The following is a 14,526-nucleotide window of genomic DNA, read 5'->3' on the forward strand; positions in this document are numbered from 1 at the left end:
CCGCACTTTGGCCCTACGTGCGGACGGCCTGTCCATGCTTGCGCACTTCCGTTTGCCCAACAATAACCGGTCCGAAAGCTCTGTTAGACAAGCAGGGATTTTTGCGGCCATAAAGAAAAAGCCTGGTGATTGCTCACTAGGCTTTTTGCTTACGCGCCGTTTCTACAGGTGCTTGTTCGTCTTCGGGTTTTCCCTGTGCTCCGGTTCGGCATTGCGGACGATATCACGGGGCATCTGGGGGACAATCCGGCCGATAATGTCCGCCATTTCTTCGGCAAAGCCGGCGATCGGGCGGCCTCTGCGGATATCGGCTCCCATCTCTCTTAAACGCTGGGCCATATCCATATCGGCGGTTACGGCTGCGTTAACGCCGTACGGATCTTTGCGAAACGCCTCCGCGACGGAATATTTGATTGTTCCTACGCGGGCGCGGTCCAGCCTCGGGTCCACGTCGATGCCGACAACGGCGGTATTTTGAAACACGACGCAATGTGCTCCCTTTACGCCCTTAACTCGCATTGCGAGCTGCTCGAGATGGGCCGCCACCTGCCGGGGATCCTTGACTGGTTTGGCGCGAGGCTCCGTTTGCTGCACGTGGACGCCGCTATTATTTTGCGGGGAGGGTGATGATTCATTTCGAGCGACGGTGCCGCAGCCTGTCGCCGCAAGGCAAACGATCATAACCGGGACCAGCCATTTCAGCATTGTTGCCACCTGACCTTTCCAAGAAGCATATGTCTTACCAACTTAGTTTGTCCGCAACCGGATATGGCTATGTATGCCTTACTTCCCGAAATTCAAGGCGCCAGGAGGGCTTCTAGATGAAAAAAATTTTCGTACTGGACACGAACGTTTTACTCCACGATCCGCAAGCGATTTTCGCTTTTCAGGATAATGTAGTCGTCATACCGGCGGTCGTGCTCGAAGAGATCGACTCCAAGAAAAGGCTGGCCGACGAGCTCGGCCGCAACGCCCGTTCCGTTTCGAGGCTGCTGGATGGAATGCGCGAGGAAGGGCGGCTGCATGAAGGAATTCCGCTGCGCGGCGGCGGCTTGCTCAAAGTCGAGCTGAACCATCGCAGCTTCGTACGGGTGCAGGAGATGTTCGGCGAAATGTCGAACGACAACCGCATTTTGGCTGTCGCCCTGAACTACCACCTGGAGGAAAGCGGTAAATCCGAACCGGATCAAGTCGTGCTCGTCAGCAAAGACGTTCTGGTACGAATTAAGGCGGATGTGCTCGGTCTGATGGCGCAGGATTATTTGTCCGACCGCGTGGTGGAGCCTTCGGATTTGTATTCCGGCTCTGCGACGTTATTTGTTCATCCTTCGGTCATTGACGAATTTTATTCGTACCGGTTTTTGAGCGTAAAAAGCCTTCAGCTGTCCTCAAAGCTCAACCCTAACGAATTTATTATATTGCGCGATGAAATGGGCACTTCCAAATCGGCGCTGCTTAAGGTCAGCCAGGACGGTGCGCGGCTGGAGCCGCTCTTTTTAAGCAACGACCCCGTCTGGGGCATTACGGCGCGCAACGCCCAACAGCGGATGGCGCTCGAGCTGCTGCTTAACGACGACATTCCGCTCGTTACTCTGACCGGCAAGGCGGGAACGGGCAAGACGCTGCTGGCGCTGGCGGCGGGGCTTCTGAAGACCGAAGACGAGCATAAGTATAAAAAGCTTCTGATCGCGCGTCCGGTCGTCCCGATGGGAAAAGATATAGGCTATCTGCCCGGCGAGAAAGACGAGAAGCTGAGACCGTGGATGCAGCCTTACTACGATAACTTGGAATATTTGTTCGACACGAAAAAAGCCGGCGATATCGACAAAATATTGATGGGGCTCGGAAGCATTCAAATCGAAGCGCTCACCTACATTCGCGGCCGGTCCATCCCGGGACAGTTCATCATTATCGACGAAGCGCAAAATTTGACCCGCCATGAGGTGAAAACGATCGTCTCGCGGGTCGGAGAGAACAGCAAGATCGTGCTGATGGGCGATCCGGAGCAGATCGACCATCCGTATTTGGACTCGATCAGCAACGGGCTGACGCATATTGTCGAGACGTTCAAACAAGAAGGAGTAAGCGGCCACATTACGCTCGAAAAAGGCGAGCGTTCCAAGCTGGCGCAAATCGCGGCAGATTTACTGTAGCGTCGCATTCCGCTCCATCGTTTCTTCACCCGGCGAGCTGAATTTTCGACTGTTCGCCACTTTCAGATTGTTTAAGCGACAGAGGCTGTCATAAGCAAGCTATTAACAGCGGTATCAATCAAGGCCTTTAGCTATAAAAAGCGAAAACGAACCGGTCAAGGGGATTTCCTTGGCCGGTTCGTTCGTTTTAGTACCTAATGCCTGCTTCTTGTAACGCACATCGTCCATAATTCCCCAATTTCATATCTGCAAGAAGGATATTTTTGAAAAAGAAGCGTCCGTGCATCTTTTCTGTCTATAGACTAACGGACAGCTTGATCAGCAAGTTGCCGTCTTCAACTTCCACCGAGACGACCTTCAAAAAAGAAATAAATTGGCCGGGATAAAATCCGAGATCGAATTCGCTTTCCGTTTGGCGGCGGGTCGTATCCGGCAGCTCCAATCCGTTAAACAACAGCTTATCGATATGAAACATCAAGCCGTTTTTCGGTTCGTCCACAACGGAATAATGGCCGCTCACACTAACATTAAGGGAACCCTCTTGTCCCGAAGCGGTTACGGTGCCGTTATCAAATGTAAAGGTGAAGTTGCGGAAAAGCTCGTTTTGGCTTACCAAAAATTCATTAAGCGCGGTATCGGGCAGCTTCAGCGAATAGGAAAGGCCGTCAGCCTGCAAATAGCCGGGATTGTCCTGCATCCACTGTGGCAGGTTGTTCATCGCTTCGGCCAGCGCCTTGAAATAACGTTTGACTTCATAGATGCCCGTCGTATTCCACAGGTTGCCAAGCTCCTCAATCAGGAGACGGAGCTGCTCGGCGTTCGCGCTGCCGTTCACCTCGGCATCCACCTCGTGTTGGAGGGCGGACAGCCGCTCCTTCTGGGCAATGAGCGCAGCTGTCAAATCGTTCATCTCACGCTTTTCTTTCTCCTGGTTCTTATAAGCTTTCAATAGCTTGTCATATTGCTTGGCATAATCGTCCAGCGTCTGCCTGTCGTTGCCAAACAGCAGCTCGATATAGTCCATCGTCGCGAGCAGATCGTTGAAGGAACGAAATGAGAGCATCGCGCTCATCAGCGCGGCATGCTCGCCGGTATAATAACTGCGGAGCACGCGGCCGGCCGTCTCCCGCTGCTTCTCGATGTCCTGCTCCTGCCGGATGAGCTTCTCTTTGGTGAGCGAAATCGCTTCGTCCAAGCCGCTCCTGCGCGCTTCAATCCGTTCCAGTTCATTATCGATTTCGACGATCGAGAGACTTTTCTCAAGCAGCTTCCGCATTTCCTCATCGCTCAGGGAGCCGGCTGGGGAAAGGGGGGCTGCAGCGGCGGCGGATAAGAAGCAGCCGCCGACAAGCATAAGACTCAATAACAGCATCGGCAGCACGGACGGAAAACGCCGCTTGTCCCTGACAACGGTCACAGCTTTTGTTCGCCTCCTGAGTATCTGGGATAGCATTAATTTATGCGGACGCTGCGGTGAATACCACTTTGTGTCCGTTTATCATACCCCGGATGTGCAAGAAAGGGGAAGTATTTTCCGGTTGCTGCGGCAAATTTGGCTGCTTAAACATATAAAAAAGCCGGGTACCGTCGGTCCCGGCTTAATTGATATTGCAGCTGCTTAGAAAGGCAGGCCCATTCTGAACACCGTCCAATAGGTGAAGCCGAGGAACGAGAGAACCATGTAGGCCCAAAAGAGAAGGATGTACGTTTTTTCGGTGAAATTCAGGTACCCGAGCAAAAAGAATACGACGGTTTGCACGAAGAACAGCAGCGACATCTCGGTCAAATCGCCTGCAAATGACATGAGCGCGATGACAAGCGTAAAGAAGCCGAGTACGCGAAACATGCGTGCCATGAATTCATCCCCTTCATTACCGGTTCCCAATCCATTTCTAAACTACATTATAGCGCCAAGATGCAACTACTGTAAACTGGCGGAAGTTGAAAATAAAGCGTTTTTATAAAAATTGATCATCATTCGCCTCACGTTTTCCGCCTGCAGGCGATAACATGTATGAGCCTTCAATAATTTGGATATACAATTTAGTATCCGATAGATTCTATGAACTCTACCAAGGGCATAAAAATGAAGTAAGCGCGTTTACGTTAGGAGGTTTTGGTTGCATGACAGCAGTCAGACAGGACGCCTGGAGTCCGGACGACGATTTAATTTTGGCCGAAGTGACCTTAAGGCACATTCGCGAGGGCGGCACCCAGCTTGGTGCTTTCGAAGAAGTAGGCGAGCGGATTGGCCGAACTTCGGCGGCGTGCGGTTTCCGCTGGAACAGCTGTGTCCGCAAACGGTACGAAGAAGCGATTCAGCTCGCGAAACAGCAGAGGCAGAAACGAAATTATATGAAAAAGCAGACCGCGTCCGCCACTTCGCACGTTTCATCCATTGCCGTCGTCGAGCATGAGGAGCGGACTTTCCGGCACGAGCCGTTAACCGAGGAAAGCTTGTCGGTGGAAGCGGTGATCCGGTTTCTCCGGCAGTGGAAGACGACCTATCAGGAGCTTCACCGCCATATTAAAGCGCTTGAACGGGATTTAAAGGAAAGAGACGAGCAGCTGCTCACATTGCGGGAGGAGAACGAGCATCTTTCCAAGGAAGTGAACAACGTCCAGACCGATTACAGGGCGGTGAATGACGACTATAAAACGTTGATTCAAATTATGGACCGCGCCCGTCGGTTAACCGTGCTCAGCGAGGAAGAAGAAACGAAGCCGAGGTTCAAAATGGATGCCAACGGCAATCTGGAACGGATCGAATAGCAGGGCAAGCGAAACATAGCGTGCAGCCGCAGTTGCGGAGGCCGCTATGTTTTTATCTTTTTTTGCCGTTATGACGGCAGCATATGTTCATCGTATTTCGCTAGCCGGACATAACTTTGCTAAAATAAAAGACAGGCAGGAATGGAGGTGGGGGTCGCTTGAGGTTCGTTGTAGTCGGAGGCGGCGCAATCGGGCTGCTGTATGCGGCCCGCCTCGCATTGTCGGGCTGCGGCGTGCATGTGGTGACGCGCACGGCGCAGCAGGCGGCTATGCTTGCGGGCGAAGGGATACGGTTCATCTTGGACGGCCGGGAAGCCGTCGCTGCGGTGGAAGCGTCGTCGTCCGAGCGCAGCGGCGCGGACGTGCCGGCTGCGCAGTGGGTGCTCTTGACCGTGAAGCAAACGTCGTTGGACGCGGCGGCGGCAGATGCGCTGTCCCGCCTGTTAATGCCGGGCGCCGGCCTGATCTGCATGCAAAACGGAATCGGGCATGTCGAGATGCTGCAGGAGCGGCTGCCGCATGCGCAGATCTATGCCGCCGTAACGAGCGAAGGGGCGCTGCGGGAAGATGCCGGATCCGTCCGGATGACGGGAAGCGGCGAGCTCCATTTCGGGCGGGCGCCGCAATCGTTTGCAAACCGGGACATTGCCGGAGCGGAAGGAAGCGGCAAGGAAGCGGGTAATTATGAGCTTGCTCCGCAGGCTGGCGATAGCGAAAAAATGTTGCTCGGCGCGCTTCGCAAGGCAGGAATCAACGCTTGGCTGTCGAATGACATGGGAAATCGTATCTACCGTAAATTATTGATAAACTCGGTCATTAATCCGCTGACAGCGATATATGATGTCGAAAACGGCCGCTTGCCGGAGCATCCTTCCCGGCTGGCGCTGATGCGCGGGCTCCATGCGGAAGCGGAGGCGGTTTTGATTCGCGCCGGAATGGAACCGGCGTCAGACAGCTGGGAGCGGCTGCTGGAAATATGCATGCTGACTGCTCCCAATATTTCATCGATGCTCGGCGATGTCCGCGGCGGCAGATTAACCGAGGTCGATTGGATTAACGGGGGAGTTGTCCGGCTGGCGCGGCGGCTGGGGATGGAGGCTCCGCTCAATGAAGCGGTTCGGAGAATGGTCCATGCGCTGAAACCCTTGAATTGAAGAGAGGGGGAAACCCGTTTGCAGTGGTTGTGGGAATCAATGAAGCAAGCCTACGCATTTTTGGCCATCGTGCCTATTATTCCTTTTGCGATCGTTTACTACGGATACGGCGCGCTGATCCGGGACCGCAAAAGAGCGCTTCGTACCGCAATGGACGTCACGACATTAATGCTGATCGGCTGCGTCGCAGTGCTTTTTAACCGCCTGTTCTCCAATTCGTTCGGCTTATACGGCATCCTGCTGCTGATGCTGATCGGCGGCGGCCTGCTGGGCAATCTCCAGTTCCGCAGCAAAGGAGAAGTCGATGTGAAGCGGGTTGTACGCGCGGTGTGGCGCATCGGCTTTTTTATTATGAGCGTGCTGTATGTGCTGTTAATGTTCGTCGGTCTGTCGAGAACGCTGTTTGCGGTCTGACGGGCGATTCATCCGCTGCTTGATTTCGTTTTGACGGTTGCCTTGCTCATTGTGTACAATCAGTTCATGGTTTTGTTCACATTTGCAGGGAGGTTACGGGCTTCGTCATGAAAATGGAATCATATCGTTTGCCATCGGCCCAGCCGCTCGCAGAGGCTTATTCGGACCGAACGGATAGCCGCCTGGATGCGTTGTTCGGCTATCATCCTGCAGACCCGGGCGACTGGCATAAGAGGCTGGCGGCGCTTGCGCGGCCGAATCCGCTTCGTGCGCCTGCGGAGCGGACGGCCGATGCGCTCCGTGCTTATAACCGCCGTTTCAATGCGTCGCCGCAGACCGAGGCCGCGCTGAACCTTCTTGCCGAAGGCGCGCCGGTCGTGGTCGGCGGTCAGCAAGCGGTGCTGTGGACGGGGCCGATGCTCGTTATTCATAAAGCGCTCTCGATTGTCCAAACGGCCAAGTGGGCATCGCAGACGTTACGCCGTCCCGTCGTGCCGGTGTTTTGGATCGCCGGCGAAGACCACGATTGGGACGAGGCGAGTCATACTTACATTCCCCACCATGAGGAAGGAATACGTAAGCTGGAGGTTGCCCGACCCGCCGGCGCGCGCACGTCCGTCAGCCGAACCGCGCTAACGGAAAGCAAGCGTAAAGAAATGCTCGCCGAGCTGGTCGCTTCGCTGCCGGATAGCGAACATAAGCCGCAGCTGTTGGATCGGTTGTGCGGACTTGTGAGCCGGTGCGGCACCCTCACGGAGCTGTGCGCGGGCATGCTCGGCATGCTGTTCGGAAGCGAAGGACTGGTGCTGCTGGATTCCGACGACCCGGCATTGCGGCGTGTGGAAGGGCCGATGTTCAGGCAGCTGATTGCCCGAAACGACGAGCTTGAAGCTGCTTACGGGAGCGCCTCGAAGCAGGTGAGTGAGCTCGGATACAAGCCGCAGGCGGATGCGGCTGCGGGCGGAGCGAACCTGTTTTTGTTCCGGCCTGTCGGCGCTTCCGAAGCCGAGCGTACGCTGCTGTTCAAGCGGGACGGCGCCTTCACGGACAAAAGGGGCGTTCATCATTGGACGAACGGGCAGCTGCTGGAAATCGCCGAGTCGGAGCCGGAACTGCTCAGCAACAATGTGCTTACAAGGCCGCTGATGCAGGAGTATCTGTTTCCGGTGCTGTCCACCGTTCTCGGACCCGGAGAGATCGCATACTGGGCGCAGACGGGAGAGGCGTTCCGTCTCTTCGGCATGGAAATGCCGATCGTCACGCCGCGGATGGGATTTACGCTCATCGAGCCTGCGGCGGCCAAGCATATGGATTTGTTCGGCCTCTCCTTCGACGATGTGCTGCACCGTTTCGATGATCATAAGTCGGCCTGGCTGAAACAGCAGGACCGGTTTGGCATTGAGATGAGCTTCGCGGCTGCGAAGCTGCGGTTCGAGGAGCTGTACCGCCCGCTGCTGAATATGGCTGCGGACGTGGAACGGGGACTTGCGGCGCTTGGCGAAAGCAATTTGCAGCGGATTTTAGGCCAAATTCAATATATGCACGATAAGACGGAGCAGGCTTTCCGGCAGACGCAGATGACGTCGGTGCGCCGTTTCGATGCCATTGCCGGCTGCATCGCCCCGCTCGGCAAGCCGCAGGAGCGGGCCGTAAATATGCTGCATTTCTGGAACCGCTACGGACCGGGCTGGATGGAGCCGCTGCTTGCAGCACCGTTTGAACCGGGCATCGGTCACCGGATCATTTATTTGTAACCGGAACATTTTTACCTGGAAACTTTTGTTCGCCTAAGCCGGCAACGGATGTTTCAGCTTGATACTTACAACTTGGAAACGGAAGGGTGGGGCTCCACAATGAGTGTTGACGCCAAAACGAAAAGTATTGTACGCGATCTGTCGCTTGCTCCCGAAGGACATTTGAAAATCGATTGGGCAAGCGCCCATATGCCGGTACTGAATAAAATCCGCGAGCAGTTCGAACAGGAGCAGCCTTTCAAAGGACTGAAAGTAACCATTTGTCTTCATCTGGAGGCAAAAACGGCCTATCTGGCGAAAGTTGTGCAGGCGGGCGGCGCGGAAGTGACGATCACCGGCAGCAATCCGCTTTCCACGCAGGACGACATTTGCGCCGCGCTGGTCGAGGACGGCATCACCGTATTTGCCAAGCATAATCCGGATCCTGAGGAATATAAGTCGCTGATCGTAAAGTCGCTTGAATCGATGCCCGATCTGATCATTGACGACGGCTCCGATCTGGCCAGCATCCTGCATTCCGAGCGGCCGGAGCTGGCGGCGAACATCCGCGGCGGCGCCGAGGAAACGACGACCGGCATCATCCGTTTGAAGGCGATGGAAAAAGAAGGCACGCTGAAATTTCCGATGGTGGCCGTAAACGACGCCTACTGCAAACATTTCTTTGACAACCGTTACGGAACGGGACAGTCGGCGTTCGACGGCTTTATGCGCACGACGAACCTGATTGTCGCAGGCAAGTCGGTCGTCGTCGTCGGCTACGGCTGGGTCGGCAAAGGCGTCGCCATGCGTGCCAAAGGGCTTGGCGCCAAAGTGATCGTGACCGAAGTCGACGCCATCAAAGCGGTGGAAGCCCATATGGACGGCTTCGAGGTCATGCCGATGATGGAAGCGGCAAAGCTGGGCGACCTGTTCGTGACCGTTACCGGCAACAAGGACGTCATCCGCGGCAAGCATTACGAAGTGATGAAAAACGGCGCGATTTTGTGCAATGCCGGCCACTTCGACGTGGAATACAACAAGCCGGAACTTGCCGCGCTTTCCACCGGCATCCGTACCGTTCGCCGCAACATCCAGGAATACAAGCTGAAAGACGGCCGCAGCATATATTCGCTGGCGGAAGGGCGTCTTGTCAATCTGGCCGCGGGCGACGGACATCCGGCGGAAATTATGGATATGACGTTTGCGCTGCAAGCCGTCGGCCTCAAATATGTGAACGATCATTACAAGGAAATCGGCCGCAAAGTGGTCAACGTTCCTTATGAGCTGGACGAACAAGTTGCGCGCACGAAGCTGGAATCGCTTGGCATCGGGATTGACGTTCTGACCGAGGAGCAAATCGCTTATTTGGACAGCTGGAAGTAACCGGGCAGGCGTAATATCAGGATAGAACAGAGAACGGAGACTAAGAAAAATCCTACTTTGTTCCTATAAAAATTTTGACCCAATAAGAAGGCAGGACGCGAATTATAACGTGTCCTGCCTTCTTTTGTGTCGAAAAACAAGACTAAAGACCTAATTTTTAAAAGAACGGAGGATGAAAGAAGGAAATGTCCCGCCGATGGCGAATACCTCAAGCCAAGTGGGGAAAAGTGGGGCAAAGTGGAGGATATGGGGGAAGGAGTGGGGCGGCCGCATGTTTTTGGGTGAACACCAGCACAGTATCGACGACAAAGGCCGGCTTACGATTCCATCCAAATTCCGCGATTCGCTCGGTACCCAATTTATTGTCACCCGAGGCCTGGATAACTGTCTGTTTGTGTACCCGATGAAAGAGTGGGCCGTTCTGGAGCAGAAGCTGCGTTCGCTGCCGCTAATGAAATCCGACGCCCGCGCGTTCACCCGGTTTTTCTTCTCCGGGGCGACCGAATGCGAGCTGGACAAACAGGGAAGGGTAAATTTACCGAAACACCTGCTGGATTATGCCAAACTGGACAAAGACTGCATGGTGCTCGGCGTATCAAGCCGGGTGGAAATCTGGAGCAAGGCGGTTTGGGAAGGCTATTATGCGCAATCGGAAGAAAGTTTCGGCGAAATTGCCGAGAAGCTGGTTGATTTGGATTTCAACTTCTAGAGGCAAACATCAAGAGCGGGAGGTACATTCGTGTTTCAGCATATTACGGTGCTCAGAGAGGAAGCGGTCGACGGTCTGGCGGTGAAGCCGGACGGCATTTATGTCGATTGCACGCTCGGCGGAGCCGGACACAGCGAATTGATCGTCTCCCAGCTTGGAGATGGAGGCCGGCTAATCGCATTTGACCAGGACGATTGGGCTCTGGATAATGCGGCGGTTCGGCTGGCTTCCTATAGAGACAAAGTAACATTGATCAAGAGCAATTTTCGCGATTTACAGCAAGTGCTTACGCAAGACAGCCGTATTCCCCAGCAAGGCGGCGTACCGCAAGTCGACGGCATCCTGTTCGATCTGGGCGTCTCCAGTCCGCAGCTGGACGAGGCGGAGCGCGGATTCAGCTACAATCATGACGCTCCGCTCGATATGCGGATGAACCGGGATATGGCGCTGACGGCCCATACCATTGTGAACGAGTGGGACGAGCGGGAGATCAGCCGGATCCTGCACGTGTACGGCGAGGAAAAATTCGCCCGCTCCATTGCCCGCGCAATCGTCGGCGCCCGCCAAAACGGCGAAATCCAGACAACGGGAGAACTGGTGGAGCTCATTAAATCGGCGATCCCGGCGGCGGCGAGACGAACGGGGCCGCATCCGGCGAAACGTTCGTTTCAAGCGCTCCGCATCGCGGTCAATGACGAGCTTGGCGCCGAAGAAGAGGCGCTGGAGCAGGCGATAACGTGCCTGAAGCCGGGCGGCAGGGTGTCGGTCATTACCTTTCACTCGCTGGAGGACCGGATCTGCAAGCAGCTGTTTGCGGCGCACCTGGAGAAATGCACGTGCCCGCCCGATTTTCCGATGTGCGTCTGCGGCGGCAAAGGAACGCTCAAGCTTGTAACCCGTAAGCCGATCGTGCCCGGGGAAGAGGAGCTGGAACGCAACCCGCGCGCCCGTTCCGCTAAGCTGAGAGTTGCGGAGAAGCTGTAGTGCCGGGGGGCTGCAAAGCAGCAGCACGGGCAGTCCCGTCAGAAGTAGCGGGCTGGAGGAAGTTTCATTTTACGTAGAGGGGCAAGTTGGCCGCGGCGGCCCGGGAAGCCGCCACGGCCGCTCCCGTACAGGCAAACAAACGAATTTGGGATGAAGTTATTTTGCATTGCAACAAACAACCTTGAATTATCGGCCTAGCCTGTAGGAGGGGAATCATCATTGGCTTATACGAATGGAAATCTGGCGCTTCAGCCGAAGCGTAAGCCGGATCAGAAGCAGGTACGGGAGACAAAACGCGTTCTTGTCAAACGGAAACCGCTGCCGGTCCAAGAGAAGCTGCTTTACCTGTTTACCGTAGCTCTGTTTGTCGTCGTGGCGGGCGTCATCATTTTCCGTTACGCCGAAGTCTATCAATTAAACCTTGAAATCAAAAACCTAAACAAACAATACGCGCAAATGACGGTTGATATGAAAGAGCTGCAGAAGCAAGTTCAGGAGCTCAGCGATCCGGAACGGATCCGGAAGCTTGCGGAGAACGAATACGGCATGGCCCCGTCCGAAGATTCCGGCATTCAGGTCCAGCGCGGCGGCGACTCTTCGGAAACCGCATTGAAGCAATAGGTGATTCCTATGGTAAAACGAATTAGAATGCGCACGCTGCTCGTCGGAGGGATCATGACCCTCCTTTTTCTTATTTTGCTGACGAAGATGTTTTGGGTTCAAGTCATTAAAGCCGATTTCTGGTTCGAGCACGCGAAAAAAACATGGGCGGCCGCCGAGACGATACCCGCAGCCCGGGGCACGATTACCGACAGGGACGGCAATGTGCTGGCGATGGATACGAACGCTTACACCGTAGCCGTCAATCCGAAGCTCATTCACCAGCTGGCCATTGAGGATGAAGTGGTAGAGAAGCTGCACGACCTGCTGAACAAGCCTGAAAGCGAGCTGCGAGAAATCGTCACCGCCCGCAATGATAAGGGTGAATATTATGTAGACCGGCAAGTCCGGCCCGAAGGCTGGAACATCGACAAAGCGACGGCGGACAAGGTGACGGCGTTCAAGGAAGAGCTGAAGGAAGAGCTGAAGCGGCGGGGCCACAAGAAGGTTGATGATGTCGGCATTAGGCTGCTGGACGGATCGAAACGCTATTATCCGAAAAATTCCCTTGCTTCGCAGGTGATCGGCTACGTAAACAAGGAAGGCAATGCGGTTATAGGTGCTGAAGCGGCTTTTGATAAAGAGCTGAAAGGGCAGAATGGACATCTGGTGTACGAGAAAGACGGCAACCGCGTCCAGATCGAGAACGGTAACGTAGACTATCAGCCTGCAATCGAGGGTAAAAAGATTGCGCTGACGATCGATACCGAAATTCAGTATTACATGGAAGAAGCGCTTAAGGAAGCGTACGACAAGTATCAGCCGGTCAGCATCACCGCTGTGGCGGCCGATCCGAACACGATGGAAATTTTGGGTATCGCCAATCTGCCCGGATATAACCCGAACTCCTATTCAACGGCGAATACGGCCAGCTTTTACAACCATGCGGTAGGATCGCTGTACGAGCCCGGTTCAACTTTCAAAATCGTAACGCTTGCCGGCGCGGTGCAGGAGGGGGACTTTAACCCCGAAGAGAAGTATATGTCGGGTTCGATCAAAGTAGCCAACGATCCGCGGCCGATCCGCGATATCAAGCGGGACGGCTGGGGACAAATCACCTTTCTGGAAGGGCTTAAGCGCTCCAGTAACGTAGCTTTCGTCAAGCTCGGCTACGAACGGCTGGGCCGGGAAAAGCTGATGAGCTATATTAAGGACTTCGGGTTTGGGTCAAAAACCGGCATCGAGCTCAAAGGGGAATCCAAAGGGATCGTCGACTTTTACTGGCCGAAGGAGGTTGCGACGGCGGCGTTCGGTCAAGGTAAAGTACTCGTGACCCCGATCCAGCAGGTTGCGGCTGTAGCGGCTGTCGCCAACGGCGGCAAGCTGATGGAGCCGCACATCGTGAAGCAGATCGAAGATCCGCAGACAGGAAAGACGCAAGTGACCCAGCCGAAGATCGTCCGTCAGGTCATTTCGCCCGAAACGTCAAAGAAGGTGAGCGGTTATTTGGAACAGGTCGTTGCGGATCAGGAGATCGGCACGGGTAAAAACGCTTATATCAAAGGTTACCGCGTTGCCGGCAAAACCGGTACGGCGCAGAAAGTTATCAACGGCGAATACTCCAGCGATAAGTTTGTCGTCTCCTTTATCGGCTATGCTCCGGTCGATAACCCGAAGATTGTCGTATACGTCGTCGTCGACTCTCCGAACAACCCGGTCGTAGGCGGAGGAACGGTTGCGGCGCCTATTTTTAAAAAGATTGTCAGCCAGAGCCTGCGCCATATGGGAGTCCAGCCGAAGCTGACCGCTTCCGAGAAACAATCCGGTGCGGAGATGACGGTAACGGTTCCGGATTTATCCGACCTTAATGTGTCTCAGGCTGCCGCCGAGCTGAAAGCGCGCGGATTGACGCCGGAGAAGGTCGGCAAAGGGACGAAGGTCATTCAGCAAATTCCGAAATCGGGGACTGTTATTTCCGCTTCCCAGCGAATCTATCTGATAACGGAAGAGCGGAGCAAGCTGACTGTTCCCGGCATGAAGGGCCTTGCGCTGCGCGACGCCCTCGAGGTATGCTCGCTGCTCGGCATCCGCTGCTTGACCGAAGGCGAAGGATACGTCACCGCCCAGGCAGCGGCCAAGCTGAACGGAGAACCGGTCATCAAGCTGACGCTGCAGCCGCCGGTACAGGTAGAGGCCGGGGCGGACGGAAGTGAAGCGTCCTCACAGAACGGGAGCCGGGAGTCCGCCGGACAGGAAAGCGGCGCTGCCGGTACCGCGGGTAAGACAGATCGCTCCGATAGCGGAAATGAGGAAGCCGGTTCCGGAGACGGGTAAACCATTGCCGTCATGACGTCCCCTCTCCAGGAAGGGACCGGCTGATATGGCGCCATAAGCGACGGTGCAGGCCGTATTGATGGCGGAGTTTTTCATGAACGTTCATGCGACCGCCGCCGGCAGGAAGAATTCAGACCGGTGGCGGTTTAAACTTGAGCAGGGGGAGAAAAGGGAGGTGCTGCGCGGGCAGGATTGCTCGCCTTCTGACTTTGAGAACAAACCTGTTACAAGTTTCACCGTTCTATCCTTCCCTTGTCCCGAATAGGCTAACGTACACGGACAATCCGTCC

Annotated in this window: 13 protein-coding genes; 10 read left to right on the forward strand and 3 right to left on the reverse strand. The window is 55.1% G+C overall.

The genetic code is table 11. The features are described from left to right. Nucleotides 1-162 precede the first annotated feature (162 nt). Entirely contained in the window at nt 163-705 is a 543-nt protein-coding gene (locus VN24_RS19490; protein WP_045671778.1) for a YhcN/YlaJ family sporulation lipoprotein, read from the reverse strand. 116 nt (nt 706-821) lie between these two features. On the opposite strand from VN24_RS19490, the gene VN24_RS19495 reads away from it, so the two are divergent. Beyond that, nucleotides 822-2,153 (forward strand): PhoH family protein, encoded by a 1,332-nt coding sequence (locus VN24_RS19495; protein WP_045671779.1) that lies wholly within the window; start codon nt 822-824, stop codon nt 2,151-2,153. A gap of 295 nt (nt 2,154-2,448) precedes the next feature. On the opposite strand, the gene VN24_RS19500 is transcribed toward VN24_RS19495, so the two are convergent. Next, nucleotides 2,449-3,570: a coiled-coil domain-containing protein gene (locus VN24_RS19500; protein WP_052703057.1), complete on the reverse strand. Its 1,122-nt coding sequence runs from the start codon at nt 3,568-3,570 to the stop codon at nt 2,449-2,451. 201 nt (nt 3,571-3,771) lie between these two features. Further along, on the reverse strand, nt 3,772-4,008 hold the full coding sequence (locus tag VN24_RS19505; RefSeq protein WP_045671780.1) for a DUF2626 family protein: 237 nt from the start codon (nt 4,006-4,008) through the stop codon (nt 3,772-3,774). Between the two features lie 269 nt (nt 4,009-4,277). Here VN24_RS19505 and VN24_RS19510 point away from each other — a divergent pair, with 269 nt between their 5' ends. The 9 genes from VN24_RS19510 to VN24_RS19550 all read left to right on the forward strand — a co-directional run bounded on the left by VN24_RS19510 (nt 4,278) and on the right by VN24_RS19550 (nt 14,236). After that, complete coding sequence (locus VN24_RS19510; RefSeq protein ID WP_045671781.1) at nt 4,278-4,925, forward strand: RsfA family transcriptional regulator; 648 nt, start codon at nt 4,278-4,280, stop codon at nt 4,923-4,925. Between the two features lie 158 nt (nt 4,926-5,083). Further along, a complete protein-coding gene (locus VN24_RS19515) occupies nt 5,084-6,079 on the forward strand; it encodes a ketopantoate reductase family protein (RefSeq protein ID WP_045671782.1) in 996 nt (331 codons plus the stop codon). An 18-nt stretch (nt 6,080-6,097) separates the two neighbouring features. Continuing rightward, nucleotides 6,098-6,493, forward strand: coding sequence for a DUF3397 domain-containing protein (locus VN24_RS19520; protein ID WP_082083934.1), 396 nt, complete (start codon nt 6,098-6,100; stop codon nt 6,491-6,493). A 107-nt stretch (nt 6,494-6,600) separates the two neighbouring features. After that, complete coding sequence (gene bshC, locus VN24_RS19525; protein WP_045671783.1) at nt 6,601-8,247, forward strand: bacillithiol biosynthesis cysteine-adding enzyme BshC; 1,647 nt, start codon at nt 6,601-6,603, stop codon at nt 8,245-8,247. Between the two features lie 99 nt (nt 8,248-8,346). Then, entirely contained in the window at nt 8,347-9,609 is a 1,263-nt protein-coding gene (locus VN24_RS19530; protein WP_045671784.1) for an adenosylhomocysteinase, read from the forward strand. 271 nt (nt 9,610-9,880) lie between these two features. After that, complete coding sequence (gene mraZ / locus VN24_RS19535) at nt 9,881-10,318, forward strand: division/cell wall cluster transcriptional repressor MraZ (RefSeq protein ID WP_045671785.1); 438 nt, start codon at nt 9,881-9,883, stop codon at nt 10,316-10,318. Between the two features lie 30 nt (nt 10,319-10,348). Next, a complete protein-coding gene (rsmH, locus tag VN24_RS19540) occupies nt 10,349-11,302 on the forward strand; it encodes a 16S rRNA (cytosine(1402)-N(4))-methyltransferase RsmH (protein ID WP_045671786.1) in 954 nt (317 codons plus the stop codon). Between the two features lie 219 nt (nt 11,303-11,521). After that, entirely contained in the window at nt 11,522-11,923 is a 402-nt protein-coding gene (gene ftsL, locus VN24_RS19545; RefSeq protein ID WP_045671787.1) for a cell division protein FtsL, read from the forward strand. Between the two features lie 9 nt (nt 11,924-11,932). Beyond that, entirely contained in the window at nt 11,933-14,236 is a 2,304-nt protein-coding gene (locus VN24_RS19550) for a penicillin-binding transpeptidase domain-containing protein (RefSeq protein WP_045671788.1), read from the forward strand. Nucleotides 14,237-14,526: the final 290 nt, after the last annotated feature.

This window comes from Paenibacillus beijingensis (assembly GCF_000961095.1).
Classification (GTDB): Bacteria; Bacillota; Bacilli; order Paenibacillales; family Paenibacillaceae; genus Paenibacillus_O; species Paenibacillus_O beijingensis.

What these genes read in the sequence shown, in the direction of transcription:
- VN24_RS19490 (WP_045671778.1), bottom strand. Translation starts at nt 705, where the DNA reads ATGCTGAAATGGCTGGTCCCGGTTATGATCGTTTGCCTTGCGGCGACA.
- VN24_RS19495 (WP_045671779.1), top strand. Translation starts at nt 822, where the DNA reads ATGAAAAAAATTTTCGTACTGGACACGAACGTTTTACTCCACGATCCG.
- VN24_RS19505 (WP_045671780.1), bottom strand. Translation starts at nt 4,008, where the DNA reads ATGGCACGCATGTTTCGCGTACTCGGCTTCTTTACGCTTGTCATCGCG.
- VN24_RS19510 (WP_045671781.1), top strand. Translation starts at nt 4,278, where the DNA reads ATGACAGCAGTCAGACAGGACGCCTGGAGTCCGGACGACGATTTAATT.
- bshC (WP_045671783.1), top strand. Translation starts at nt 6,601, where the DNA reads ATGAAAATGGAATCATATCGTTTGCCATCGGCCCAGCCGCTCGCAGAG.
- VN24_RS19530 (WP_045671784.1), top strand. Translation starts at nt 8,347, where the DNA reads ATGAGTGTTGACGCCAAAACGAAAAGTATTGTACGCGATCTGTCGCTT.
- mraZ (WP_045671785.1), top strand. Translation starts at nt 9,881, where the DNA reads ATGTTTTTGGGTGAACACCAGCACAGTATCGACGACAAAGGCCGGCTT.
- VN24_RS19550 (WP_045671788.1), top strand. Translation starts at nt 11,933, where the DNA reads ATGGTAAAACGAATTAGAATGCGCACGCTGCTCGTCGGAGGGATCATG.